At 63.1% G+C, this 24,390-nt stretch carries 23 protein-coding genes and 1 pseudogene; 8 read left to right on the top strand and 16 right to left on the bottom strand.

The features are described 5' to 3' along the window. Positions 1 to 111: 111 nt before the first annotated feature. The 3 genes from PZL22_RS01920 (at position 112) to PZL22_RS01930 (ending at position 3,908) form a co-directional block, all read left to right on the top strand. On the top strand, positions 112 to 1,344 hold the full coding sequence (locus PZL22_RS01920) for a urate hydroxylase PuuD (RefSeq protein ID WP_127516787.1): 1,233 nt from the start codon (positions 112 to 114) through the stop codon (positions 1,342 to 1,344). After that, a complete protein-coding gene (gene guaD / locus PZL22_RS01925; protein ID WP_284718431.1) occupies positions 1,341 to 2,657 on the top strand; it encodes a guanine deaminase in 1,317 nt (438 codons plus the stop codon). Before PZL22_RS01920 ends, guaD begins: the two co-directional genes overlap by 4 nt. Before the next feature lie 114 nt (positions 2,658 to 2,771). Then, entirely contained in the window at positions 2,772 to 3,908 is a 1,137-nt protein-coding gene (locus PZL22_RS01930) for an alpha-hydroxy acid oxidase (RefSeq protein WP_284718432.1), read from the top strand. Positions 3,909 to 4,220: 312 nt separating this feature from the next. Here PZL22_RS01930 and uraH read toward each other — a convergent pair whose 3' ends face one another. From uraH to PZL22_RS01960, 6 genes are all read right to left on the bottom strand, one after another. Further along, entirely contained in the window at positions 4,221 to 4,583 is a 363-nt protein-coding gene (gene uraH / locus PZL22_RS01935; protein WP_284718433.1) for a hydroxyisourate hydrolase, read from the bottom strand. A gap of 5 nt (positions 4,584 to 4,588) precedes the next feature. Beyond that, on the bottom strand, positions 4,589 to 5,092 hold the full coding sequence (locus PZL22_RS01940; RefSeq protein WP_003535914.1) for an ureidoglycolate lyase: 504 nt from the start codon (positions 5,090 to 5,092) through the stop codon (positions 4,589 to 4,591). A 96-nt stretch (positions 5,093 to 5,188) separates the two neighbouring features. Continuing rightward, complete coding sequence (gene uraD / locus PZL22_RS01945) at positions 5,189 to 5,692, bottom strand: 2-oxo-4-hydroxy-4-carboxy-5-ureidoimidazoline decarboxylase (protein WP_003535916.1); 504 nt, start codon at positions 5,690 to 5,692, stop codon at positions 5,189 to 5,191. Beyond that, positions 5,692 to 6,621 (bottom strand): allantoinase PuuE, encoded by a 930-nt coding sequence (gene puuE, locus PZL22_RS01950; RefSeq protein WP_003535918.1) that lies wholly within the window; start codon positions 6,619 to 6,621, stop codon positions 5,692 to 5,694. Before puuE ends, uraD begins: the two co-directional genes overlap by 1 nt. A gap of 78 nt (positions 6,622 to 6,699) precedes the next feature. Further along, entirely contained in the window at positions 6,700 to 7,497 is a 798-nt protein-coding gene (locus PZL22_RS01955) for a DUF1045 domain-containing protein (protein WP_003535921.1), read from the bottom strand. 150 nt (positions 7,498 to 7,647) lie between these two features. Continuing rightward, complete coding sequence (locus PZL22_RS01960) at positions 7,648 to 8,778, bottom strand: NAD(P)/FAD-dependent oxidoreductase (protein WP_003535923.1); 1,131 nt, start codon at positions 8,776 to 8,778, stop codon at positions 7,648 to 7,650. A 39-nt stretch (positions 8,779 to 8,817) separates the two neighbouring features. Here PZL22_RS01960 and mnmC2 point away from each other — a divergent pair, with 39 nt between their 5' ends. Then, the gene (gene mnmC2, locus PZL22_RS01965) at positions 8,818 to 9,534 is read left to right on the top strand and encodes a tRNA (5-methylaminomethyl-2-thiouridine)(34)-methyltransferase MnmC2 (protein WP_003535925.1); all 717 of its coding nucleotides are present in this window, start codon (positions 8,818 to 8,820) and stop codon (positions 9,532 to 9,534) included. 20 nt (positions 9,535 to 9,554) lie between these two features. Here mnmC2 and PZL22_RS01970 read toward each other — a convergent pair whose 3' ends face one another. Next, positions 9,555 to 10,007 (bottom strand): host attachment protein, encoded by a 453-nt coding sequence (locus PZL22_RS01970; protein ID WP_003535926.1) that lies wholly within the window; start codon positions 10,005 to 10,007, stop codon positions 9,555 to 9,557. Between the two features lie 598 nt (positions 10,008 to 10,605). Here PZL22_RS01970 and PZL22_RS01975 point away from each other — a divergent pair. Then, on the top strand, positions 10,606 to 12,120 hold the full coding sequence (locus PZL22_RS01975) for a DEAD/DEAH box helicase (RefSeq protein ID WP_284718434.1): 1,515 nt from the start codon (positions 10,606 to 10,608) through the stop codon (positions 12,118 to 12,120). A 247-nt stretch (positions 12,121 to 12,367) separates the two neighbouring features. Here the strand turns inward: PZL22_RS01975 and PZL22_RS01980 are convergent, their stop codons facing one another. The 5 genes and pseudogenes from PZL22_RS01980 to PZL22_RS02000 form a co-directional block, all read right to left on the bottom strand. After that, positions 12,368 to 12,823 carry a DUF411 domain-containing protein gene (locus PZL22_RS01980; protein ID WP_127516785.1) on the bottom strand — a complete coding sequence of 152 codons (456 nt, stop codon included), beginning with the start codon at positions 12,821 to 12,823 and terminating at the stop codon, positions 12,368 to 12,370. Next, positions 12,820 to 13,194 (bottom strand): annotated as a pseudogene (locus PZL22_RS01985) (efflux RND transporter permease subunit); the annotation flags it as partial. The gene PZL22_RS01980 and the pseudogene PZL22_RS01985, both read right to left, overlap by 4 nt. A 314-nt stretch (positions 13,195 to 13,508) precedes the next feature. Continuing rightward, positions 13,509 to 13,913: a FixH family protein gene (locus PZL22_RS01990; RefSeq protein ID WP_003535936.1), complete on the bottom strand. Its 405-nt coding sequence runs from the start codon at positions 13,911 to 13,913 to the stop codon at positions 13,509 to 13,511. Positions 13,914 to 14,021: 108 nt separating this feature from the next. Next, entirely contained in the window at positions 14,022 to 14,474 is a 453-nt protein-coding gene (locus tag PZL22_RS01995) for a hypothetical protein (RefSeq protein WP_164817837.1), read from the bottom strand. Positions 14,475 to 14,504: 30 nt separating this feature from the next. Then, positions 14,505 to 15,425 carry a DMT family transporter gene (locus tag PZL22_RS02000; protein WP_003535940.1) on the bottom strand — a complete coding sequence of 307 codons (921 nt, stop codon included), beginning with the start codon at positions 15,423 to 15,425 and terminating at the stop codon, positions 14,505 to 14,507. A 389-nt stretch (positions 15,426 to 15,814) separates the two neighbouring features. Here PZL22_RS02000 and PZL22_RS02005 point away from each other — a divergent pair, with 389 nt between their 5' ends. From PZL22_RS02005 to PZL22_RS02015, 3 genes are read left to right on the top strand one after another with little or no spacing between them, the layout of a single operon-like run. After that, positions 15,815 to 17,209 carry a circularly permuted type 2 ATP-grasp protein gene (locus PZL22_RS02005; protein ID WP_013850494.1) on the top strand — a complete coding sequence of 465 codons (1,395 nt, stop codon included), beginning with the start codon at positions 15,815 to 15,817 and terminating at the stop codon, positions 17,207 to 17,209. 4 nt (positions 17,210 to 17,213) lie between these two features. Continuing rightward, positions 17,214 to 18,155: an alpha-E domain-containing protein gene (locus tag PZL22_RS02010; RefSeq protein ID WP_003535943.1), complete on the top strand. Its 942-nt coding sequence runs from the start codon at positions 17,214 to 17,216 to the stop codon at positions 18,153 to 18,155. Between the two features lie 16 nt (positions 18,156 to 18,171). Then, the gene (locus PZL22_RS02015; protein ID WP_003535945.1) at positions 18,172 to 18,990 is read left to right on the top strand and encodes a transglutaminase family protein; all 819 of its coding nucleotides are present in this window, start codon (positions 18,172 to 18,174) and stop codon (positions 18,988 to 18,990) included. Positions 18,991 to 19,085: 95 nt separating this feature from the next. On the opposite strand, the gene PZL22_RS02020 is transcribed toward PZL22_RS02015, so the two are convergent. The 4 genes from PZL22_RS02020 to araD1 all read right to left on the bottom strand — a co-directional run bounded on the left by PZL22_RS02020 (position 19,086) and on the right by araD1 (position 24,276). Next, on the bottom strand, positions 19,086 to 19,790 hold the full coding sequence (locus PZL22_RS02020) for a hypothetical protein (protein WP_003535947.1): 705 nt from the start codon (positions 19,788 to 19,790) through the stop codon (positions 19,086 to 19,088). Between the two features lie 182 nt (positions 19,791 to 19,972). Further along, complete coding sequence (araD, locus tag PZL22_RS02025) at positions 19,973 to 21,712, bottom strand: L-arabinonate dehydratase (protein WP_003535949.1); 1,740 nt, start codon at positions 21,710 to 21,712, stop codon at positions 19,973 to 19,975. Positions 21,713 to 21,770: 58 nt separating this feature from the next. Then, positions 21,771 to 23,204 carry an aldehyde dehydrogenase family protein gene (locus PZL22_RS02030; protein WP_284718435.1) on the bottom strand — a complete coding sequence of 478 codons (1,434 nt, stop codon included), beginning with the start codon at positions 23,202 to 23,204 and terminating at the stop codon, positions 21,771 to 21,773. A 76-nt stretch (positions 23,205 to 23,280) separates the two neighbouring features. Continuing rightward, a complete protein-coding gene (gene araD1, locus PZL22_RS02035) occupies positions 23,281 to 24,276 on the bottom strand; it encodes an AraD1 family protein (RefSeq protein WP_003535524.1) in 996 nt (331 codons plus the stop codon). Between the last annotated feature and the right edge of the window lie 114 nt (positions 24,277 to 24,390).

The raw sequence follows: 24,390 nt of genomic DNA on the forward strand, positions 1-24,390 counted from the left end.
GAAGCGACTTTCGGACAGGACGCCCAACACCGTGAAACTACGGAGATCGCCCCTTCCCCGCTTCCCGTTTTTCTCGCAAGGTTGTGCGAACGGAGAGAAAAGGGACCTCGAATGTATGAATTCGCCATTGCCTGGGAATGGCTGGCCTTCGCCGTCCGCTGGCTGCATGTCGTTACTGCCATCGCCTGGATCGGCTCGTCTTTCTATTTCATCGCGCTCGATCTCGGTCTCGTAAAACGCGACCATCTGCCCCCGGGCGCCTATGGCGAGGAATGGCAGGTCCATGGCGGGGGTTTCTATCACATCCAGAAATATCTCGTGGCGCCAGCCGCCATGCCGGAGCACCTCACCTGGTTCAAGTGGGAGTCCTACGCGACTTGGCTCTCCGGCTTCGCCATGCTCTGCATCGTCTATTATGGCGGCGCCGACCTCTTCCTCATAGACCGGCATGTCCTGGACATTTCGGCCACCACCGCGATCCTGATCTCGCTTGCCTCGCTCGGTCTCGGCTGGGTCCTCTATGACCTTCTCTGCAAATCGCCGATCGGGAAAAGCACCTGGGGACTGATGGCGCTGCTCTATCTGGTACTGGTCGCCATGGCCTGGGGCTATACCCAGGTCTTCACCGGCCGCGCCGCCTTCCTGCATCTCGGCGCCTTCACCGCCACGATCATGTCGGCCAACGTCTTCCTGATCATCATCCCCAACCAGAAGATCGTCGTCGCCGACCTGATCGCCGGCCGCATGCCGGATCCAAGGCTCGGCGCGCAGGCGAAGCAGCGCTCGCTGCACAACAACTATCTGACGCTGCCCGTCATCTTCTTCATGCTATCGAACCACTATCCGCTCGCCTTCGCGACGGCCTTCAACTGGATCATCGCGGCGCTCGTCTTCCTGATGGGCGTTACGATCCGTCATTGGTTCAACACCACGCATGCGCGCAAGGGCAGGCCCACCTGGACCTGGCTTGTCACCACGCTCCTGTTCATCCTGATCATGTGGCTCTCGACGGCGCCGAAAATACTGACGGGAGAAGAACGGGCCGACACGGCACCGGCCTTCCGGCGCTTTGCCGAAAACGCGCATTTTCCCGCAATCAAGGAGACGATCTCGACCCGCTGCAGCATGTGCCACGCGGCCGAGCCGGTCTATGAAGGAATTGTGCGGGCTCCCAACGACGTCACGCTCGAAAGCGACGCCGAGATTGCTGCCCGCGCGCGGGAAATCTATATCCAGGCGGGGCGCAGCCATGCCATGCCGCCCGGCAACATAAGCGACATGACGGCGGAAGAGCGCAGGCTGGTGACGGCCTGGTTCGAAAGCGCCGTCGGGGAGACACGATGACATCCACCCTCATTCGCGGCCGCCTGCTGAGCTTCCATCGCGAACCTCAAGGCATCGACGACAGTGCCGCCTATGCCTACGAAAGCGACGGTGCCCTTCTCGTCGAGAACGGCGTGATCATGGCATCCGGCTCCTATGCAGCGGTCAAGGCGGCAGCGCCTGAGGAGGTCCCCGAGATCGACCATCGCCCGCACCTGATCGTGCCGGGCCTCATCGACACGCATTTGCATTTCCCGCAGATGCAGGTGATGGCCTCCTACGCGGCCGATCTGCTCGAATGGCTGAACACCTACACCTTTCCCGAGGAATGCCGTTTCGTCGAGACGGCGCATGCGGAGCGGATCGCCCGCCATTTCTTCGACGAGATGATCCGCCACGGCACGACGACGGCGACGGCCTACTGTTCGGTCCACAAGACCTCCGCCGACGCCTTCTTCGCAGAGAGCCTGAAGCGCGGCATGTGCATGATCGCAGGCAAGGTGATGATGGACCGCAATGCGCCGCAGGGCCTGCTCGACACGCCGGAGATGAGCTATGACGAGACCCGCGCTGTCATCGCCGACTGGCACGGCAAGGGCCGCAACCATGTGGCCATCACCCCCCGTTTCGCCATCACTTCCACGCCGGAGCAGATGGAGGTCGCGAAATTTCTCGTCGGCGAGTTTCCCGACCTGCATGTGCAGACGCATCTCTCCGAGAACCGCGACGAAATCGCCTATACCTCGGAACTCTATCCGGAAGCGACCGACTATACCGACGTCTACGCCCGCTACGGGCTGCTGGGGCCGAAAAGCCTGTTCGGACATTGCATCCACCTCTCCGAGCGCGAAGCGGATGCGATGAGCGAGACCGGCTCGGTCGCCGTCTTCTGCCCGACGTCCAATCTCTTCCTCGGCTCCGGCCTGTTTCCCCTGCGGGCGCTCAAGCGCCGGCAAAAACCGGTGCGCGTTTCCGTCGCCTCGGACATCGGCGGCGGCACCAGCTACTCGATGCTGAAGACGCTCGACGAGGCCTACAAGATCCTGCAATTGCAGGGCGAAAGGCTGAACCCCTTCGACAGCTTCTACATGATGACCCGCGGCAATGCCGAGGCACTGTCTCTCGCCGACCGTATCGGCACGCTGGAGCCCGGCACCGATGCGGACATTACGGTACTCGACATGGCGGCAACGCCTGCAATGGCGCTCAGAGCCGAAGTGGTCAATTCGCTGGCCGACGAACTCTTTCTCCTGCAGACGATGGGCGACGACCGCGCCGTGGTCGAGACCTACGTCGCCGGCAGGCCCTGCAAATCAACCCATGGCGCAGCCTGAGCAGAGTTGAAAACAAGAGGTAAGATTTTTTGACCTCTCGCTTTCTGCAACTATTACAAGCCCTCCGAAATCATGATAAGGGCTCGGCTGTCATTCACTCGATGAGGCCGATCCATGACGCAGATTCTCGAAATACGGGACCTCAAGGCCCTGGCCAGACGGCGCGTGCCGAAGCTTTTCTTCGATTATGCGGACAGCGGCGCATGGACGGAGGGAACCTACCGCGCCAACGAGGAGGATTTCGCCGGGATCAAGCTGCGCCAGCGGGTGCTGGTCGACATGTCCGACCGCTCGCTCGAAACGACGATGATCGGGCAGAAGGTCTCGATGCCGGTTGCGCTCGCCCCCACCGGCCTGACGGGCATGCAGCATGCCGACGGCGAGATGCTGGCGGCTCAGGCGGCCGAGGCTTTCGGCGTTCCCTTCACGCTGTCGACCATGAGCATCTGCTCGATCGAGGACGTCGCCTCGGTGACGACGAAGCCGTTCTGGTTCCAGCTCTATGTCATGCGCGAGCGCGAATTCGTGCTCGATCTGATCGACCGGGCCAAGGCCGCGAAGTGTTCCGCCCTCGTCCTGACGCTCGACCTGCAGATCCTCGGCCAGCGCCATAAGGACCTTCGCAACGGCCTGTCCGCGCCGCCGCGACTGACGCCGAAACACCTCTGGATGATGGCGACGCGGCCCGGCTGGTGCATGAAGATGCTCGGCACCAACCGCCGTACCTTCCGCAACATCGTCGGCCATGCCAAGAGCGTCGCCGATCTCTCCTCGCTTCAGGCCTGGACGAACGAACAGTTCGACCCGCAGCTTTCCTGGAAGGACGTCGAGTGGATCAAGGAGCGCTGGGGCGGTCCGCTGATCCTCAAGGGCATTCTCGATCCGGAAGACGCAAAAATTGCGGCGAAGACCGGCGCCGACGCAATCATCGTTTCGAACCATGGCGGACGCCAGCTCGACGGCGCGCATTCCTCGATCAGCATGCTGCCGCGCATCGTCGAGGCCGTCGGCGACCAGATCGAGGTACACCTCGACGGCGGCATTCGTTCCGGCCAGGACGTCCTGAAGGCGATCGCGCTCGGTGCGAAAGGCACCTATATCGGCCGCCCCTTCCTCTACGGCCTCGGCGCGCTCGGCAAGGAAGGCGTGACGCTCGCGCTCGACATCATCCGCAAAGAGATGGACACCACCATGGCGCTCTGCGGCAAACGCCGCATCACCGAGGTCGGCCGCGACATCATCGCCGAGTAGGCACGTCCGGAGCCGCACCATCAACCCTCATGAGTCGATCGTCGCGTAGCCGGAAGTTGTTAACTCGCGGGATATGGCGAGTGCGCGCCTGCAGAGCCACGAAGCGAGGTAACGGGGATGACTTTATATCTGGTTCTTTCTACTTGCTTGGTTTTTAATGCTTTAACTAATAGACGCTATCATCAAGTATACATAATTATACATTCCACGGTGGCTACTTATATGTATTCATGCGATAATGATTTACGTAACTTTTCTTCTCGTAGCGCGTTTTGTCAGCCCGTGATCGGGTTGCGGCCTACCGACGCGCCATCAGCTGCCGCGATAGGTGGAGTACCCGTAGGGCGAAAGCAGCAGCGGCACGTGGTAATGGCTGTCGGCATCTGCAATGCCGAAGCGCAGGGGAACGAGCTCGAGAAAGGCGGGATCCGGAAGCGTAACTCCGGTTGACCTTAAATAGTCGCCGGCGTGGAAGACGAGTTCGTAGGTCCCGGTCGTCAACCCGGCCCCCTCCATGAGCGGTCCACCGACACGGCCGTCGCTGTTGGTATGAACGCTACGGATCAGGTGCCGCGCATCGCCTTCGAGGCGGTAGAGATCGATCTTCAGCCCGTGGGCCGGTCTGCCGAGCGCGGTGTCGAGGACGTGGGTCGTCAGGCGGCCTGGCTTGCTCATCGCATTCACCCTTTGGATGGATCGGGAATGACGAAAGCCTCGTCGTAGTGGAATTCTTCCAGGTTGTTACCCGGCCCCTCGCGGTCGACGACGATGAACTCGCTGACGGCGCCCACTGACATCAGCGGATGATGCCAGACATTGCGGCCGTAGTTGACGCCCTGCCTGCCACCCGCAATGAAGACCCTCGGCCGGCCCGGACGGTCGCCTTCATCCTCGGCGACTACAACCAGCCACGGCCGGTCCCGGAGCGGCGAAAAGCTCTGGCTGCCGAGCGGATGGCGCTCCATCATCGTCACGGAATAGGGAAATACCCGGGGCTGCCCGCGAAAGATGTTGATGATGACGCCGGCACCCTCTCCCGCCGCATCGACGCGCGCGAGCGCGTGAAACCGTTCGGTATTGCCGCCATTGATGAAGCGCATCGAGGCCGGGTCGGCCTCGATGACGCTGCCGAACGGCGCGAAAGCCTCCCTGGTCAGAGGCTCGATCGAAAGCATATGCGACATCAGCCTGCCGTTCCGGCTCTCTGCGCGTTGACGCGCGAAGGCCCGGACGCGAAACGTGGCGTCCCGGCCGCACAGACGGACAGATCAGGAATGGTGTCAGGCATTGTCGTCTCCCGGAAGCATGGATCGGAGCCGCAGGCGGGCGATCCGCTCCACCTCGGCACAGGCCGTTTCAAATTCCTCTTCCTTGGAATTGTCAATGCGCCTCTCGAAAGCGGCGAGGATGTCTTCCTTCGTCAGCCCCTTCACCGCGATGATGAAGGGAAAGCCGAATTTCTTGGTGTAGGTCGTGTTCAACCCGGTGAAGCGCGAATGCTCTTCGGGGGAGAGCCGGTCGAGACCGGCAGACGCCTGCTCGGCTTTCGAAGCGGCCGTGAGCTCGCCCGCCACCGCCAGCTTGCCTGCAAGATTAGGATGAGCCCGTAATACCCGAAGCCGTTCGGCCGGGGAAGCCGCGCGGAACGCGTTGCAGAGCGCCGAATGGACGTTGCCAGCGGTCAATCCGGAAGAAGCCGCGCGATCATAGGCGCGTTCCGCGACCCAGGGCGAGTGCTCGAAGATGCCGCCGAAGCGCCGGATGAAATCATCGCGCTCCGACATCAGCGCGTACCGTTGGGCTTGTGGTGTTCGTACCAGTGGCGCGCGATGTCGATGCGGCGCGGCACCCAGACCTTGTCGTGGGACATCACATAGTCGATGAACCGCGCAAGCGCCGCGGCGCGACCGGGCCGCCCGACCAGACGGCAGTGCAGGCCGATATTCATCATCTTCGGGCTGCCTTCCCTGCCCTCCGCATAGAGCACGTCGAACGTGTCCTTGAGATAGGTGAAGAATTGGTCGCCGGAATTGAAGCCCTGATTGGTCGCAAAGCGCATGTCGTTGGCGTCGAGCGTATAGGGAATGATGAGATGCGGATTGCCGGGCGTCGGTCCGGGGACCCAATAGGGAAGCTCGTCCGCGTAGGAATCGCAGGAATAGAGGAAACCGCCCTCCTCCAGCACGAGCTTGAGCGTATTTGCCGAGGGCTTGCCCTGGTAGATGCCGAGCGGGCGCTCGCCGGTCAGTTCGGTGTGCAGCCGCACGACCTCGCGGATGTGCTGGCGCTCGATGTCTTCCGGAACGTCCTTGTATTCGAGCCAGCGCAGGCCGTGGCTGGCGATCTCCCAGCCGGCCTCCTTCATGGCGGCGACGGCTTCCGGATTGCGTGCCATGGCGAGCGTCACGCCATAGACCGTCAGCGTCACGCCCCGGTTCGTGAACATCCGCCACAACCGCCAGAAGCCGGCGCGGGCGCCATACTCGTAGATCGACTCCATATTGAGGTTGCGCTGTCCAGCCCATGGCTGAGCGCCGACGATCTCCGACAGCAGACACTCGGACGCCGGATCGCCGTCGAGAATGCAGCTTTCGCCGCCCTCCTCATAGTTCAGCACGAACTGCACGGCGATATTGGCGTCGCCCGGCCAACGCACCTCAGGCGGCCTGCGCCCGTAGCCGACGAGGTCGCGCGGATAGGAATTCTCGGACATGATTTCACCCTTCGACTTTTCCGGAACGGTAGCATCCCGCACCGGATTGTCGAGATGAGAAAAATGGCGATTCCGAGGTTACGGCCTGCCGGGGAGCGAGGCGGTCACCGCGACCGGCGGCGTGGCAAGAGTGTCCGTGCCGGGGCGCTGCCCGACCGAGAGTCCTGCCTTGGCCCGCGGGCGCGCTGAAATCTTTCCAAGCGGATGCTGCGAATGCACGCGCATCGGCGCTCCGGGCTCGTGCTCGATGAACAGGGCGAGGCTGCCGATCAGGAGCGGCTCGGTCAGCAGCGGTTCGAACAATCCGCGCAAGGGGGCCTCAACCCGCCGCCCCACATCGACGTTCAGAGGGCCGGTCAGCGGCATGTGGAAGCGATATTCGTCCATCACATGGGGATCGCCCCAGCGATGCAGGTTGGTGAATTGCGGAGCCGTGAGCCTGTCCGGGTCCGCCCGTTCGATATCGTCCTCACTCAGCGGAGCGCGAAACCGGTCGAGCGCCTGCAGGACTCGGGCGGCGAGCAGATGCATCGACTGGCTGGGCACCTCTGGCATCAGCCCCCAGCACTGGCTGAGGCGCGCAACCTCCAGCCGCTCGATCTGGAACGGCGTCTCCCCGCTCGTGAAAAGCATCATGGCCTTGAGCAATTGCGCTTCGTCCATATCCGGCCTCAGGCGGAAGGGCGCCATGATCATTGCATGAAAGCCGAAGCGGCGTGGAACGGCCGTGTAAAAGGCCATCTCCGAAACCGCAAGGCCGGCAATCGACGGCAGTTCCACGGCCTCCCCGGAATAGACGCTGCGGCCGAGCCAGCTGGCAGCTGCCGCAGAAAGCGGGTCTCCCATCGGCGGGGTGAAACAGATCGCATAGCGCATGGCGCAAGCTCCGGAAGTCCGTGGAAGCGGAATAAGGAAACGTGCGCTCCGCCCGCGTCCCGTTCGAGATCCAATGGCGGCGTGTTAAGTGATTTGCGTGACAGATTGACGAATTACGCAGGCCATACGGGGTCGTGAAGCCAGCCTCGCCTATCGCAATGCCGCGATATGGTGCGCACATTGGAAAGTTTGGGGGAGCGCGCTGGCTGGACGGCCGGCAATCTCGTCGACCGCGGATCGCGCCAGAGCATGCGCCAGTCCAAAGCTCACCTTGAATCCGCCCGTCAACACGAAGACCCTTTCGTGATCGGGGTGACGGCCGACCATGGGTTCGCGCCCCGTAGATCTGGGGCGCAGGCCCGCCCAGCGCTCGACCACCGGGGCGCCGCGCAAAGCGGGCGCAAGAGCCGTTGCGCGGGCAAGCAGGGCATCGAGCTGGCCATCGGTGGAATAGGGTTCCTCGAACCGGTTCTCGCTCGTGCTGCCGACCGCCACCTGGCCGCTTTCATGCGGGACGACATAGAGCCCGTCGGCAAAGATGATGGGCAAAGCCGGATCGATATCGGCGCGAAGCAGCGCCGCCTGGCCTTTGACCGCACCGCCGCTCGGTGCCCGCAGCGGCTCGGTCAAACCGTCGATGAAGGAGAAGCTTTCGACGCCCGCGGCGAGGATCAGGCGATCGCAGGTCAAATCGCGCCCGTCCGCGAGTGAAATCCGGCCGCGCGCCGGATCGAGCGAGACGACTTCCGCCCCTTCCTCGAGCCGGACATGCGGAAATTGCTCCAATGCGGCCCGCAGCATCGCAAGCAGGCTGCGCGGCGCCAGCCGGGCGGCCAGCGTGTCATGGACGACACCGAAGGGCGCCGCATCGGCGGCCGGCCAACCGCCTGCATCGGCGTCGCGGACATGCCAATGGAACCGGCGTGCCGGAGTATGCCAATTCTGCGCCGCATCCTGCTCGCGACCAAGGGCGATCTCCCGCAGATGCGGCTTGCCAAGGGGCATGACACGGCCGGAGCGACGATAGCCTGCCGAGAGGCCCGTGGCTGTTTCAAGGGCGGCGATCTCGCCTTCGAGCGACACCAGGGCATCGAACTGGAACTGCTTCTTGTCGTTCCAGCGGTCGGGCATATGCGGCATGAGCGCGCCGAGGAGACCGCCGCTGGCGCCGGAACCGATCAGTCTGCGCTCGAGAAGCCGCGTCGCGAGGCCGGCGCGGGCAGCCATCACGGCGGCCCAGAGCCCCATGACGCCGCCGCCCACGATCAAAACTTCGCACATCGATTGACCTTCCCGGGCCGGAGAATTATCGGGTTCACCATGACAGGAACCGATCCCGGCCAGAGCCCTTCATCCTCGCGGCAAAACCTCGAATGGCACGAGGGCGATATGCCCTATTCGAAGGAATTTGGCGATCACTTTTATTGCCGCACCGACGGACGGCTCGAATGCGGCCACGTCTTTCTTGCCGGCAACCGGCTGCCGGAACGCTGGGAAGCGGGCGGCACATTCACGATCGGCGAACTCGGCTTCGGCACGGGGCTCAATTTCTGCGAAACCTGGCGCCAGTGGAAACAGTCGCCGGCGGCGGGGAGCCTCCAGTTCGTTTCCTTCGAGCGCTTTCCCATGCAAGCCGGGGAGATCGACCGCGCGCTGGCGCATTGGCCGGAAATCGACGAGGAGCGGCAAGCGCTCGTTGCCAATTGGCCCACGAACCCGGCCGGCCAGGTAGACATCGCCTTTACCGGGCAGGTACGGCTCACCGTCGTGATCGGCGCGGCGCTCGACGGCGTTTCAGCGTCCCCTCCGGACTTCGACGCCTGGTATCTCGACGGTTTCGCCCCCTCTCGCAATCCGGACATGTGGTCGGAAGAACTGATGCGGCTGGTGTTCGACACGACCGTCTCAGGCGGCAGCTTCGCGACCTATGCGGCAGCCGGCTTCGTCCGCCGCAACCTGGCGGCCGCGGGCTTCACCGTCGAGCGCCGCCCCGGCTTTGCCGGCAAGCGTGAGATGCTGCGCGGCGACAAATCCTGATTTCCCGGATCCGGTTGGGCTTATCCCGGAAAGACCACGGACTTGACCGTCGCGATCAACTGATCGGTGGGGACGGCGACGCAATTGCGGTCGATTTCGGCAAGTGTCTTTTCCTTGACCTGGTGCGAGAGCAGCTTCCTCAGGTCGCCGAGCGTCCTGGGCGCCGCGCAGATCACGAGGTTCTCGAAGGCATGGTCGTGGGCATAGTGGTCGAGCTTCCCGGCGATCTCCATGGCGAAGCGATGCTGCTCCTCCCGTACGGGGTCGCTGCTATACTCCATCGCCGAGCGGCCGTGACCGACCGACGAATGGCTGCGCCCGGGCCTGTCGGCCATGATGTCCTGACGACGCTTGGTCTCGATTTGGAATGTCTCCTCCTCCGGCTGCTGCCTGCCATCCTTCAGCAGGTTGACGTCCTTCACGATGCGCGCCGTGTTTCCATCGGCTGTCAGTATCCAGATTCGGTTCCGCACTATTGTCTCCCCGTGTCGATGGCAGATAGGTTGGCGAGGCTCACGGACAGAACGGCTGAGGCCGCGTCAGGTTCCTTGCCGCCGAATATCTGCGCATTCCGTGTCGGCGTGGCCTGCTCGCATCACGAGCCCGTCAGCAGCCGGCAATCGGCGAGGCCAAGCGGCCAGATTGTACGCTCAGGCCCTTCTTCTGCAAGGGGAACATACATGACGCGCTGCTTCTTTGCCGGCTATCGCCGCGGAACTCGGCGCGTGGTCATGCCCTTTCGCCGTGACGATGTTTTGCGCCTGCCGGCGTGATAGACGGCGCTGCCTTCGCAGCGGCGAAAAGATGCGGCTTGACTTTCCGGCGCAAAACAACGATCTAAGGCCTGCGTCACCTTCCGGCCGCCGCGTGAGCGCGCCCTCGGCATCACTTCGAAGCCGTGAAGAAGGAAAAGCGCGAAACATCGCCGCCCTCCGCGGCAGCACAGGCGCCTGACGATTTTCTATTAACCCACAAGTTCCCAATTCACGCGGGGTTCTTGACGCCAGATGACACCGGAACCGCATCCTGCCGTTCCGGCGAGAGCGTTTGGCGCCCCGAAAGGTATATGCATTGTCCACTTTCAAAGAGCTTGGCCTCTCCGAGCACATCGTGGCGACACTCTCCGCCAATGGTTTCGAAAAGCCGACGCCCATCCAGGCTCAAGCCATTCCGCTGGTCCTGAAAGACCATGACCTCATCGGTCTTGCGCAGACGGGCACCGGCAAGACCGCTGCGTTCGGCCTGCCGATGATCGAAAAGCTCGTAGCCGATGGCAGACGTCCCGATCCGCGCAACATTCGCGCTCTCGTGCTCGCACCTACCCGTGAACTGGTGAACCAGATCGCGGCCAACCTGAAGCTTTTCGTAAAGAAGAGCCCGCTCAAGATCGGCCTCGTCGTCGGTGGCGTTTCGATCAACAAGCAGACCGAACAGCTCGCCCGTGGCGTCGACATTCTCGTCGCGACCCCCGGCCGCCTGCTCGACCTCGTTTCTCGCAAGGCGGTGACGCTGACACAGGCTCGCTACCTCGTTCTCGACGAGGCTGACCAGATGCTCGATCTCGGCTTCATCCACGACCTGCGCAAGATTTCCAAGCTGGTGCCGAAGAATCGTCAGACGCTGCTCTTCTCCGCAACCATGCCGAAGCTGATTGCCGAGCTTGCCGGCGAATACCTGACCGATCCGGTCAAGGTCGAAGTCTCGCCTCCGGGTAAGGCCGCCGACAAGGTCGAACAATATGTGCATTTCGTCCCCGGCAAGGACCTGAAGACGACGATCCTGAAGCAGACGCTGACTGCCAATCCCGATGGGCTGTCGCTGATTTTCAGCCGCACCAAGCATGGCGCCGAGAAGCTGATGAAGCATCTCGACCATGTCGGCTTCAAGGCCGCCTCGATCCATGGCAACAAGAGCCAGGGCCAGCGGGAGCGCGCGCTGAAGGCATTCCGCGACGGTGAGATCCGCGTGCTCGTGGCGACGGATGTGGCCGCTCGCGGGATCGACATTCCAGGCGTCACCCACGTCTACAACTACGACCTGCCGGAAGTGCCCGACGCCTATGTGCACCGTATCGGCCGCACGGCCCGTAACGGCCGCGACGGCATCGCGATCGCATTCTGTGCGCCGGACGAAATCCGCCTGCTGCGTGACATCGAAAAGCTGATGGGCATCCAGATCGCCGTCGCCAGCGGCGAAGCACCCGCCGACCAGGCGCGCCCCTCCAAGGGACGTGGCGGTCGCGGCAACGGTCAGCCTCGTGGTAACGGCCAGCCTCGCGCCAATAGCGCAGGGCAGCGCCAGGGCGGACCCCGCCGCGATCGGCCGCAGCGCCAGGCGGCAGCCGGCGGATTCGCCGGCGATGAACTGCTGCGCGACGAGCGCTCGCACGAGCGCCGCGACCAGCGTGCTGCCGGGCATGGACCGGCGGACGGACGGCCGGAAGGCCACCGCAATCACAAGGCGCAGAAGCACCATGGGCGGCCCGGACCTCAGCAGGCCGGCCGCCGTGGGAGCGAACAGTCAGGCGAACGCAACGGCGGCGGCAATCGACCGCAGCGTGCCGACGGTCGCGGCCATCAGCGCTAGATCTAGGTCGGGTCGACCTAAAAACATGAACGTGATCGGTTCCAAGAAGTTGAGACGCGGGATGCGGGCGGAAAACCGCACACACTTTTCCTCATCCCGCTCGAGAGCACTTCGAGGATAAGTGCGCAGCGTCAAAGACTTAGAGCGTTTGGTGTTTCATGCGCTGAACGCCCTTAGGCGCAATGACGTCGTGGAACGGCGGGTAGATGCCCGCCGTTTCGACACTGCCCTGCGTCACCTGCGCCAGTTAGCCTTTGGGTCTGACGGACTGATAGATCGCGCTGGTGCCGTCTCTCTTCACCGCGAACACGTCATAGGATGCGCGAGGGTCGTCCCCCATGCCCAACGATCCGACGGGCATGCCCGGGACCGCGATGCCGGCAATGTCCGGGCGCTCGGCGAGGAGCCTTTCCACGGCATCCAGCGGTACATGGCCTTCCACGTAGTAGCCGCCGACGACAGCCGTATGGCAGCCTTGCATCTCATCCGGTATCGCATAGCGCTGCTTTACCGCAGACAGATCGTCGACGTCCTTTATGCCTACCGCAAAGCCGGCTCCCTTCATCGCCTCGGCCCATGCATGGCAGCAACCGCAATCTGGGTCCTTGTAGACGACCATTTCCCGGCCGGCCGCAAAGGCAGGCCCGATCGTCCAAGCCGACGCGGCCGCGGCCGCGGAAAACAGAAACTCTCTTCTTCTCATGGTTGCTCTCCTTTGAACATTGGTTGTGCGGCATTGAATTGACTGACTTTCTTCGGTGCACTCGACGAGGACAGCCGGCAGCCCTTCACCAAGCCGTAAACGGCCGGAATGACCACCAGGGTGAGGATCGTCGAGGATACCATTCCGCCGATCATCGGGACGGCGATCCGTTGCATGACCTCCGACCCGGACCCGGTGCTCCAAAGGATCGGCACAAGCCCCGCCATGATGGCGACGACGGTCATCATCTTCGGCCGGACACGCTCGACCGCCCCCACCATGATTGCCTCCTGCAGATCGGAATGCGTCAGGGAACGCCCCTCGGCCGCGCAAGCCGCGCGCCGCTCCCGCAATACCTGATCGAGATAGATCGAGGATTTTTCGCTCGCTGGCGGCCGGACCCTCCGCAACCGCCTCCAGCGGTTCGAAAGAGACATCCTCGCTTTGCCTGACCGCGACGAACGGGCGCCCGTCCGCCGTTTGCTTCGGCGCCGCCGAACATTCCGGCACCCCGTCCGGGTGCCGGTAGTAGATGATCTTGCCCGCCGGCTTTGCCGCAGGCGGCGTGGGTTCTCGTGCAGTTGCCCAAGGAAGAACTGTTGGGTAAGGCCGCCTGTCCCGGCTACGTAGCCTCCTTCGCCTGCCAGGACGAGGGAGCCGACCAGAACCAGGAATTTGAGCGTCTTCACGGGATCGCCTTCAGAAGGAGTTCACCCTGAACGGTTTCGGCCTCCCTTTGGAGCTTGGCCGCCAGTTTGAAGCGCCAGCCACCTTCCATGCCGAGATCGGTCCTGAACCGGTAAACTCCGGGCTCTGTCGAAGGCATGGCTTCGACGGCGGTGGTCATCGCCTCCATACCTTCCGGCGCCATGTCGAGCCGGGTCGCAAAAATGATCGCGCCGGAAACCGGCGGCTCTTTCGTCCTCTCGTCGATGAGACGGACGGCGACGATCGCTTCCGGTCCCTCGGCAATCTCGGGCTCGACGAGCTCGAACCGGTAGTCCGTAGCGGCGGCGTAGGCGTTCGTGAAGAAAAGCGCCAGGGCAAGGCAGGCGAGGCCTGCTCTCGGCATAAGATGGATTGCAGTCATGTGAACTCTCACCCGACGGGCCTGTCGGCCGCGTCCTTGGAAAACGTCGATGGTCGGACGCCCCACCTCTGTCGGGCGGAGCAGTTCCGTCGATTCGAAGAGTGAGATTCAGGCTTTGGGAGGCCGCGCCGGGGGGTCGATGGTGGCCGACGAAAGTTCGCTGTCCTCCAGGAGGGCGTGCGACGCGTCGCGCGCGTCGCGGTAGACGCTCCAGCCTTCGGCCCGGTTCGCGTGTGCAAGGATGTTGCCGGCGCAGACCAGCCCTAGAGGGCATGCGCTTCCGCAGTCGTTCTTTAGGGGCGGTTGCCGCGGGCAGCAGGACATGTCCTCGGAGACACCCGTGCTTGCCATGGCCTCCATTTGCATGTCCGACGGGGCCATCGCGCTCGTGGCCGCGCCGACGCTCACGGGGCCGATCACGACCGCGAGCAAGACGAGCAGACACAGGAAGCGCCGGAGCGCGACGACGACGAACATGCGCGTAAGCTGGCACAGGTCGGCGTCCAATGGAAGCCGGTCACGGAAAGTTGCGACCGACGACACCGGACGGCGCGCGTTCAGTGGTGCGAGTGCACCTCGCCATAGAGCTCGTCAAACCGCCGGCATTTCCTTTGCAGGCTCGCTCGCCGCTGTTCCCCCCGCGGCCGTTCGGTTGGTGAGATAGACCCCTGTCACGGCAATTACGGTGCCGATGATCATCGGCCAGGTCAGCGCTTCTCCGAAGAACAGCGCCGCCTCGCCGGCGGCAAGCGGCGGCACCAGATAGATGAGCGATGCCGCGCGCGATACCTGCCCGCGGCGAATGAGATAGAGCAGGAGCGCGATCGCTCCCATCGAGAGGCCCAGGACCGACCAGGCGAGCGCCGCGACAAGTTCGATATTCCAGGTGACCCGCAGGTCCTCGAGCATGAGCGCCAGGGGGATGGTGACGAGGAGCGCTCCCACATATTGCAGCGCTGCAATCGACCGGATGTCGCCAGTCTGCAGATAACGTTTCTGATAGAGCGTCCCGTAGGTGACGGCGGCCATGCCGAGAACGTTGACGGCTAGCGGCAGCAGGTGGATCGGCGTTGCGGCCGCGTCGATCGCCAGCATTTTCGGCGCAACCGCAAGCGCGATGCCGCAAAAGCCGAGGATAAGACCCAACTTCTGCTGACCCGCCAGCTTCTCGCCGATCAGCCAAGGCGCGACCGCAGCCGTCATCAGGGGCTGCAAGCCGGCAATGATGCCGGAGATCGCCGCGGGCACACCTTGCCCGATCGCCCACCATACGGCACCGAGATAGAGGCCGTGGAGGAAGATGCCGGACACGACGGCATGGCCGATCGCCGTGGCGGAGCGCGGCCACCGCGCACCGCTCAGGAGACAGAAGCCGATGAAGAGCAGAATGGCGAAGCTGTAGCGCAGCGCCAGGAAGGTCAGCGGATCGGCGAAGATGGCCGCATATTTTGCAACGACCCAGCCTGTCGACCAGAGCAGCACGAAGATGGCCGGGGCCAGGCGGGCGAGCATGAAATCTTTCCTGAGCGAATGGATTCACGACGATCCGCGCAGGATCGCCGCTGCCGCGATAGAGCGGCGATAGCGCCCCGTCAAAGGAATTTTTCTGATGGATAGCATCAGCGAATAGGAACCGCCGCTCCACAACCTACTGAACGCGTCTCCTCGAATCCTAAGGGCCTAAAATCCGGGCATCAGCCCGTTTTTTCTGCGCAGCGGAAGCCCAGGCTGCGCGTGCCGCTGCCCCGGTTCTCGCCCGGAAACGCCGAATACGGCCGCATCCGGCCGCGCCGCCACCCGCCAAATTTCTTCGACGGCAAATGTGCACGCTTCTTGCATTGCACTCTGCGTTGTATTCAAATGGTCGAAAATAAGGGGACCAGCCTTTGGCATTTGACGAAATGATCAATGCGGACAGCAGCCCGCGCCAGCCATATTCGACTTATCATCAATGGTATGCCAGTCAGGACAGAAACCGGCTCATCGCGAAATCGAAGGAAGCCGAAAAGATTTTTCGTAAGACGGGCATCACCTTCGCAGTCTACGGACACGCGGATTCCTCCGAAAAACTGATCCCCTTCGATCTCATACCCCGCATCATCTCCGGGCGCGAATGGCGCCGGCTCGCCCAAGGCATCGAACAGCGCGTCATCGCGCTCAACGCCTTTCTCGACGACATCTACCACAAGCAGGAAATCATCCGCGCCGGGCGCATCCCGCGCGAACTGGTCGAGAAGAACGACACCTTCCTGCCGCAGATGATCGGCTTCCGGCCGCCGGGCGGCGTCTACACCCACATCGTCGGTACCGACATCGTACGCACCGGCGAAGACCAGTACTATGTGCTGGAGGACAATGCCCGCACGCCGTCCGGCGTCAGCTACATGCTGGAAAACCGGGAAACGATGATGCAGATGTTTCCGGAGCTGTTCCACCAGAACCGCGTGCGGCCGGTAGAGAACTATCCCAATCTGCTTCGCCAGAGCCTTTCCTCGCTCGCTCCGGCCGGCTGCGAGGGCAAGCCGCGCGTTGCCGTCCTCACGCCCGGGATCTACAACTCGGCCTTCTACGAGCACGCATTCCTGGCGGATATGATGGGCGTCGAACTGGTGGAGGGCTCGGACCTGCGCGTCATCGACGGCAGGGTAAAGATGCGCACGACACGCGGGTACGAGGCGATAGACGTGCTTTACCGGCGCGTCGACGACGATTTCCTAGACCCCCTCACCTTCCGCCCGGATTCCGCCCTCGGGATACCGGGGATCATGGATGTCTATCGCGCCGGCAATATCACCATCGCCAATGCCCCCGGCACCGGCATTTCCGACGACAAGGCGATCTATTCCTACATGCCGGAAATTGTCGAATTCTATACCGGCCGCAAACCCCTTCTCGAGAACGTGCCCACCTGGCGCTGCTCGGAACCAGAGAGTCTCAAATACGTGCTCGAACATCTCGCCGAGCTCGTCGTCAAGGAGGTTCACGGCTCCGGCGGCTACGGCATGCTCGTCGGCCCGACCGCGACAAAAAAGGAATGTGCAGCCTTCGCCGAGAAGCTCAAATCCCGTCCCGGCAACTACATTGCCCAGCCGACATTGTCGCTCTCGACGGTGCCCATCATGGTCAACAAGGGCATTGCGCCGCGCCACGTCGATCTGCGTCCCTATGTGCTCGTCTCCGACAAGGTTCAGATCATTCCGGGCGGCCTGACCCGCGTGGCCCTGAAAGAAGGCTCCCTGGTGGTGAATTCCAGCCAGGGCGGCGGGACCAAGGATACCTGGGTGCTGGAGGACTGAGGCCATGCTGGGAAGAACTGCAAACGGCCTCTACTGGATGTTCCGCTATATCGAGCGCGCGGAGAACAGCGCCCGCCTCATCGATGCCGGATTGCGCATGTCGCTCACGCGCAGCGAAGCGGCCGAGGACGACTGGGACGGGGTGCTGCAAAGCGCGGACGTGCGCGAACTCTATGATCAGGTCCACGAAGGATTGACGAGCGGCGACGCGATCGACTTCCTTCTGCGTGACCGCACCAACCCGTCAAGCGTGATGTCGTGCATCGAGGCCGGCCGCAACAACGCCCGCATGGTCCGCACGGCGCTCACGCGCGAGACATGGGAAGCGATCAACGAATGCTGGATCGAAATGAAGGGAATCCTCGCCAGGAGGGCGAAGACCACCGACATGCCGGAGATCATCGACACGATTAAGCGGCGGGCCGGGCTTATCCGGGGCGCCTTCCACGGCACGATGCTCAGGAACGAGATATTCAACTTCTCTCGCATCGGCACCTTCATCGAGAGAGCCGACAACACCGCCCGCATCCTCGACGTCAAATATTACGTGCTTCTGCCGGCAGTCTCCGCGGTCGGATCGTCCATGGACAACGTCCAATGGGAGTCGATCCTGCGCTCGGTCTCCGCACACCGCTCCTATGGCTGGGTCTATGATGCCGAACTCAGGCCCGCAAATATCGCCGACTTCCTGATCGCAAACGGCCGCATGCCGCGCTCGCTGGCCTATTGCTACGACAAGCTAGTCTCCAATCTCGGTTATCTCGCGCGCGAATACGGCGAGCGGCACGCGGCCCACGAGACCGCCGAGCAGACGCTCGGCTTGCTGCGCAGCCAGTCGATCGCGGAAATTATGGATCAGGGGCTACACCAATATCTCAAGGAGTTCATCAACCAGAACAATCGCCTCGGCCGGGAAATCTCCGATGGTTACCGGTTCTATCAATGAGCTTCAGGGGGCGTAGATGTATCTGAAAATCAGCCACACGACCGAGTATCATTACGACGAACCGGTACAATATGCATTGCAGCGCCTGCGCCTCACGCCGGTAAATTTGCCGGGCCAGACCGTCCGGAACTGGAAGACGCTCGTGGACGGCGCCGCCATAGAAGTGAGCTATGACGACCAGTTCGGCAACCGCACGCATCTCGTCAGCCTCGACGCCGATCGGACGACCCTTTGCATAGAGGCGAAAGGCGAAGTCGAAACGGAAGACCGGGCCGGCGTAGTCGGCGCTCACCAGTCCTATGTGCCGCTGTGGCTCTACGCCCGCGAAACCCCGCTCACCAAGCCGGGCAAGCGGATCCGCGAGCTCGCGAAAGCCGCCGGAGGCGCCACCGAACTCGAGCGCATGCACGCGCTGATGACGATCATTCACGAGACCGTACGCTACGAACAGGGTGAGACCCAGGTCGGGACCTCCGCCGAGGAGGCACTGGAGCGCGGCAAGGGCGTATGTCAGGATCATGCCCATATCCTGATCTCTGCCGCGCGGACCCTTGGCCTGCCCGCACGCTACGTCTCTGGCTACCTCATGATGGAGGACCATCCGCAGCAGACCGCAAGCCACGCCTGGGCCGACGTGCACATTGCCGGCCTTGGCTGGGTGGGATTCGATCCCGCCAACAAGGTCTGCCCGGACGACCGCTATGTCCGCATCGCCTCGGGGCTATGCTACCGCGATGCCGCGCCGGTGTCGGGACTGGTGCACGGCACAGGCACCGAGACTCTGAAGGTGGCCGTGACGGTCGAGCAACAAGGGCAGAGCCAAGCTCAGAATTGAAGCGGAACTGGCCCGCGGTGTTATCGAAGAGAGGTTGGATCATTTCACCGTTTCAATGAAACCGTGAAATGATCCAGGTAAGTCTTCCGCTCCACTCAGCGCGATGCATTGGACTGCAGGATACGGCAGAGTGCGACCAATCCCCGGTCATAGCCGCCATTGACGACATCGCGGCAGCGCTTCAGCACCGTGCGCCGCTCGTTGGGGGACATGGCGTTGAAAGCTGCGATCGGAGTTTGGCCGGGGTTGCCTATTCCGCCCGCGCCGCCACCGGCACCCGGTCCGCCACCGCCGCCGCCGTTGTCGGGTCCACCTCCGCCGCCGCCCGAGCTGCCACCGCCAAGCCCGAGGCCAACGTCCAGTCCGACTCCGCTTCCGCCGCCGGCATTCGCACTCACATTGGCGTTGAGACCGCGGCTGCCGCCGAGCGAGACGTCCGCATCGGCGTCGATGCCGTTGCCGCCGCCGACATATGCACTGACAGTGCTATTGAGGCCGCGGCTGCCGCCCGCACTTGCATTGGCATTGGCGTTGACGCCGCGGCTGCCGCCGACGGATGCTGTGGCCGAAGTGTTGACCCCGCGCGATCCTCCGACGGACGCATCGACATCGGCGCTGACACCTCTGGATCCGCCCAGCGATGCGCCGACATTGGCATTGACGCCCCTCGAACCTCCGAGAGACACCCCGACGTTCAGGCCACCATTGCCTCCGACGCTTTGTGCAAAGCCGGGGGTCCTGGGAATAAAGGTCAGACTCGTTATGAGACCGACAGAGAGAACGAAGGCTTTCTTCCGCATGTTCACTTCCTCTTGCGACGGGGATGCGATTGCCCGATTGAGGAAACTTCCCAACACGCGCATAAGTTTCACGAACTGGCGTAGAGCATACAACTGTTCAAGGCGGGGCAGTATGCGACTGCCCCGTCTGGTGATGACGTCGCGGGGAGATTCGTACCCGACGGCTCCCCGGGTTCACGGCATCAGTGGCTGTCGCGCTCGACCACCGATCCGCGCGCGCCGACTAGGAAGTCCAGATCGGCGCCGGCGTCAGCCTGCGTCACGGTCTTGATATAGAGGCCGCCATAACCGCCCGTGAGCGGTTTTACCGGCGATACCCAGGCCGCACGGCGTCGTGCAAGTTCCTCGTCGGAGACATGGAGATGGAGCGTGCGATTCGGGATGTCGACCTCGATCAGGTCGCCATTCTCGACGAGCGCCAGGGGTCCGCCTTCCGCGGCTTCCGGCGCGGTATGAAGGATGACGGTGCCGTAGGCCGTACCCGACATGCGAGCATCCGAAATACGGATCATGTCGGTGATGCCCTTCTTCAGGACCTTCGGCGGCAGGCCCATATTGCCGACCTCGGCCATGCCCGGATAGCCTTTGGGGCCGCAATATTTCAGTACCATGATGCAGGTCTCGTCGATGTCGAGATCCTCACGGTTGATGCGTGCGTGATAGTCCTCAATGCTTTCGAATACGACCGCACGGCCTTTGTGCTGCATAAGGTGCGGCGAAGCGGCCGAAGGTTTCAGAACAGCACCGCGCGGCGCCAGATTGCCGCGCAGGACGGCGATGCCGCCCGATTTCGTCAGCGCCTTTTCCCGCGGCAGGATTACGTCCTCGTTGTAGTTCACGACGCCCTTGACGTCGTTCCAGATCGTGTCGCCGCTGACGGTGATGGCGTCGTTGTGCAGGAGGCCCATCTCCGCGACCGCCTTAATCACGACCGGCAGACCGCCGGCATAATAGAACTCCTCCATCAGATATTTGCCGGAAGGCTGGAGGTTGACGATGGTCGGCACATCGCGGCCGAGTCTGTCCCAATCGTCCAGCGAAAGATCGACGCCGACACGGCCCGCAAGCGCGAGCAGATGCAGCACCGCATTGGTCGAGCCGCCGACGGCGCCGTTGACGCGGATGGCGTTTTCGAAGGCCTCCTTGGTCAGGATATCGGAGGGCTTCAAGTCCTCCTTGACCATCTCGACAATGCGACGGCCGGTAAGCTGCGAAATCACCCGGCGGCGCGCATCGACGGCGGGAATGGCCGCATTGCCCGAAAGCGTCATGCCGAGCGCTTCGGCCATCGACGCCATGGTCGAGGCCGTGCCCATGGTCATACAGCTTCCCGCGGAACGGGCCATGCCCTGCTCGGCGTCCATGAACTCCTCAAGCGACATCTCGCCGGACTTCACCATTTCGGAAAACTGCCAGATCGCCGTGCCGGACCCGACGTCCTTGCCGCGCCACTTTCCATTGAGCATGGGGCCGCCGGAGACGACGATCGCCGGAATGTCGACGCTTGCCGCACCCATCAACAGGCTGGGCGTAGTCTTGTCGCAGCCGCCGAGCAGGACGACGCCATCGACCGGATTGCCGCGGATCGATTCCTCGACATCCATCGCCGCCAGGTTGCGGAACATCATCGCCGTCGGGCGGAGCGTGCTTTCGCCGGTCGAGAAGACCGGGAATTCCACCGGGAAGCCTCCCGCCTCGTAAACCCCGCGCTTCACGCGCTCGGCGAGGTCGCGCAGATGCGCATTGCACGGCGTGAGTTCCGACCAGGTGTTACAGATGCCGATGATCGGCCGCCCGTCGAAGGTGTCGGCGGGAAGCCCCTGGTTCTTCATCCAGGAGCGATGCATGATGGCATTCTTGCCAGTACCGCCGAACCACTCCTGCGAACGGAGCTTGCGCGGCCACTCAGCTTTCTTCTTCATTTCTTCCTTCCTTGCGCCCTGCGCGGGCTGGACACGCCGGCTTTACGCCCTGTTTTCTTCAGGCAAGCGTGTAGGCTGTCTTGACGTTGGTGTAGAACTCTGCGGCGTATTTGCCCTGCTCACGAGGGCCGTAAGAGGAAGCCTTGCGGCCGCCAAACGGCACGTGGAAATCGACGCCCGCCGTCGGCAGATTGACCATCACCATGCCGGCCTCGGCATTGCGCTTGAAATGCGTCGCATGCTTCAGGCTGGTGGTGGCGATCCCCGAAGACAGGCCGAACGGCGTGTCGTTGGCGACGGCGAGCGCCTCGTCGTAGTCCTTGACGCGGATGACGGCCGCGACCGGCCCGAAGATTTCCTCGCGCGAGATGCGCATCTCGTTGGTCGCCTCGGTGAACAGCGCCGGCTGCAGATAGAAGCCGGGCGTGTCGCGCGAGATCACCTCGCCGCCGAAGGCAAGCTTGGCGCCTTCCTGTTTGCCGATGGCGATATAGTCGGTGTCCTGGTTGAGCTGGCTCTGATCGACCACCGGTCCGATATGGGTGCCGGCCTTCAGCGCGTCGTCGACGACGAGACCCTTGATCCGCTCGCCCATGGCGGCGACGAACCGGTCATGGATGCCTTCGGTGACGATGATCCGCGACGAGGCGGTGCAGCGCTGGCCGGTCGAGAAGAAAGCGGAGTTGACCGCCGCTTCGACGGCGACGGTGAGATCGGCATCGTCGAGCACGACGAACGGGTTCTTGCCGCCCATCTCCAGCTGGTACTTGCGGTTATGTTCGACCGAGGCGACGGCGACCCGCTTTCCCGTCGCGGTCGAGCCGGTGAAGGTGATCGCCTGGACGTCCGGGCTGTCGAGCATCGCCTGGCCGACGACCGAGCCCTTGCCCATGACGAGGTTCAGCACACCCTTCGGCAGGCCGGCGCGGTGGAGGATGTCGACGATCGCCCACGAACAGCCCGGAACCAGCTCGGCCGGCTTGAAGACGATGGTGTTGCCGTAGCAAAGCGCCGGGGCGAGCTTCCAGGCGGGAATGGCGATCGGGAAATTCCAAGGCGTGATGATGCCGACGACGCCGGCCGGCTCGCGGGTGATCTCGACGCCGATCCCCGGCCGGACCGACGGGACGACCTCACCCGCAAGACGCAAAGTCTCGCCGGCGAAGAACTCGAAGATCTGGCCGGCGCGGACCGTCTCGCCGATACCCTCGGCGAGCGTCTTGCCCTCTTCGCGCGAGAGAAGGCGCCCCAGCTCGTCCTTGCGCGTCAGGATCTCGTCGGCGGTCTTCTTCAGGATCGCATGGCGCTCGAGAATGCCGGAGCGCGACCACGCGGGAAAGGCAGCTTTTGCCGCCGCGATCGCGGCTTTCGCGTCTTCGGCGCTCGCGCGTGCATATTCTCCGACGACATCATCGGTGTTCGACGGATTGATGTTCGCAACGCCGTCTCCGCCGACCCATTCGCCGGCGATCAGGTTCTGGTGAAGTGTCATGGGCTTCAGCCTCCTTGTCTTCTTGCCGCAAGCGGCCGTGATGGTTCACGGCCTCGGGCTTGCCATTGGCGATATGTCAGAGCTGATGGACAGCGACCTCTTCCTCCGCCGCGATCGCCAGCGGATTGCGCAGGGGCAGGCCGAATTCCTTGGCTTCGATTTCGAATACGTCTCCCTCCTCCGTGCGGATGCCGTCACCGAAAGAGAGCGTCGCCGTGCCGAACATGTGGACGTGGATGTCTCCCGGTGCGCGGAAGAGTCCGTATTTGAAATGGTGATATTCGAGATTGGCGAAGCTGTGCGACATGTTCGCCTCACCGGAAAGAAAAGGCTTCTCCCACAGCACCTTGCCGCCGCGAAGGATGCGCGATGCCCCGCGAATATCCTCGGGAGCCGCGCCGATGCGGATTTCCGGCCCGAAGCTCGCCTGCCGGAGCTTCGAATGTGCGAGCCACAGATAATTGACCCGCTCGGTCTTGTGATCTGAGAACTCGTTGGCAACCGCAAAGCCGAGCCGGAAGGGGACGCCCTTGTCGGAGATCACATAGATGCCGGCCATTTCGGGCTCCTCGCCGCCATCCTCCGCGAAGGACGGAGACACGAGCGGCTCGCCCGGGGCCACGGCCGTGGTGCCGTTGCCCTTGTAGAACCATTCCGGCTGCACGCCTTTCTCACCGGACTTCGGCTTACCGCCTTCGAGGCCCATGCGGAACATCTTCATCGAGTCGGTCAGCGTTTCCTCGGCGGCTTCCGTCGCCTTCTTGTGCATCGCGTCGCGCGTTGCAGCGGAGCCAAGATGCGTGAGCCCGGTCCCCGTCAGATGCAGATGGGCGGGATCGGGATGCGTGATCGGCGAAAGCAGCCGCCCCTGGGAATAGGCTTCCTCGAGATCGATCGTTTCGCCAAAGCCCTTGGCGTCGACGACGTCCCTGAGGCTCCGGCCGCTATTGGCCGCTTCCATCGCCAGAGCATAGACGCTCTCCGCTCCCCTGACGGCACGCGCCGTCTCGCCCGGGGCACGCACGGCGACGATAACCGAACCGTCTTCTTTCCTGACCTGAGAAATCAGCACGTTCTGTCCTTCCTGATGAATTGGCTTCCACGATGCCTTCCCTTGCGGAAAAGCAGCGCTTCGCCCGAGAGTGGCTCACGCCACCCAGTTACGGCAAACATGCCGCGTTTTTCT

This window comes from Ensifer meliloti (assembly GCF_030064585.1).
GTDB classification, from domain to species: domain Bacteria; phylum Pseudomonadota; class Alphaproteobacteria; order Rhizobiales; family Rhizobiaceae; genus Sinorhizobium; species Sinorhizobium meliloti.

Coding starts and splice junctions, on each gene's coding strand:
- araD (WP_003535949.1), bottom strand. CDS start 21,712: ATGAAGAAGAAAGCTGAGTGGCCGCGCAAGCTCCGTTCGCAGGAGTGG.
- PZL22_RS01920 (WP_127516787.1), top strand. CDS start 112: ATGTATGAATTCGCCATTGCCTGGGAATGGCTGGCCTTCGCCGTCCGC.
- puuE (WP_003535918.1), bottom strand. CDS start 6,621: ATGTCCGAGAATTCCTATCCGCGCGACCTCGTCGGCTACGGGCGCAGG.
- uraD (WP_003535916.1), bottom strand. CDS start 5,692: ATGTCGGAGCGCGATGATTTCATCCGGCGCTTCGGCGGCATCTTCGAG.
- PZL22_RS01930 (WP_284718432.1), top strand. CDS start 2,772: ATGACGCAGATTCTCGAAATACGGGACCTCAAGGCCCTGGCCAGACGG.
- PZL22_RS01940 (WP_003535914.1), bottom strand. CDS start 5,092: ATGTCGCATATGCTTTCGATCGAGCCTCTGACCAGGGAGGCTTTCGCG.
- uraH (WP_284718433.1), bottom strand. CDS start 4,583: ATGAGCAAGCCAGGCCGCCTGACGACCCACGTCCTCGACACCGCGCTC.
- PZL22_RS01980 (WP_127516785.1), bottom strand. CDS start 12,823: ATGAGAAGAAGAGAGTTTCTGTTTTCCGCGGCCGCGGCCGCGTCGGCT.
- PZL22_RS02030 (WP_284718435.1), bottom strand. CDS start 23,204: ATGACACTTCACCAGAACCTGATCGCCGGCGAATGGGTCGGCGGAGAC.
- PZL22_RS02010 (WP_003535943.1), top strand. CDS start 17,214: ATGCTGGGAAGAACTGCAAACGGCCTCTACTGGATGTTCCGCTATATC.
- PZL22_RS02020 (WP_003535947.1), bottom strand. CDS start 19,790: ATGCGGAAGAAAGCCTTCGTTCTCTCTGTCGGTCTCATAACGAGTCTG.
- PZL22_RS02005 (WP_013850494.1), top strand. CDS start 15,815: ATGATCAATGCGGACAGCAGCCCGCGCCAGCCATATTCGACTTATCAT.
- PZL22_RS01990 (WP_003535936.1), bottom strand. CDS start 13,913: ATGACTGCAATCCATCTTATGCCGAGAGCAGGCCTCGCCTGCCTTGCC.
- PZL22_RS01960 (WP_003535923.1), bottom strand. CDS start 8,778: ATGTGCGAAGTTTTGATCGTGGGCGGCGGCGTCATGGGGCTCTGGGCC.
- PZL22_RS02000 (WP_003535940.1), bottom strand. CDS start 15,425: ATGCTCGCCCGCCTGGCCCCGGCCATCTTCGTGCTGCTCTGGTCGACA.
- mnmC2 (WP_003535925.1), top strand. CDS start 8,818: ATGACAGGAACCGATCCCGGCCAGAGCCCTTCATCCTCGCGGCAAAAC.
- PZL22_RS01955 (WP_003535921.1), bottom strand. CDS start 7,497: ATGCGCTATGCGATCTGTTTCACCCCGCCGATGGGAGACCCGCTTTCT.
- PZL22_RS02015 (WP_003535945.1), top strand. CDS start 18,172: ATGTATCTGAAAATCAGCCACACGACCGAGTATCATTACGACGAACCG.
- guaD (WP_284718431.1), top strand. CDS start 1,341: ATGACATCCACCCTCATTCGCGGCCGCCTGCTGAGCTTCCATCGCGAA.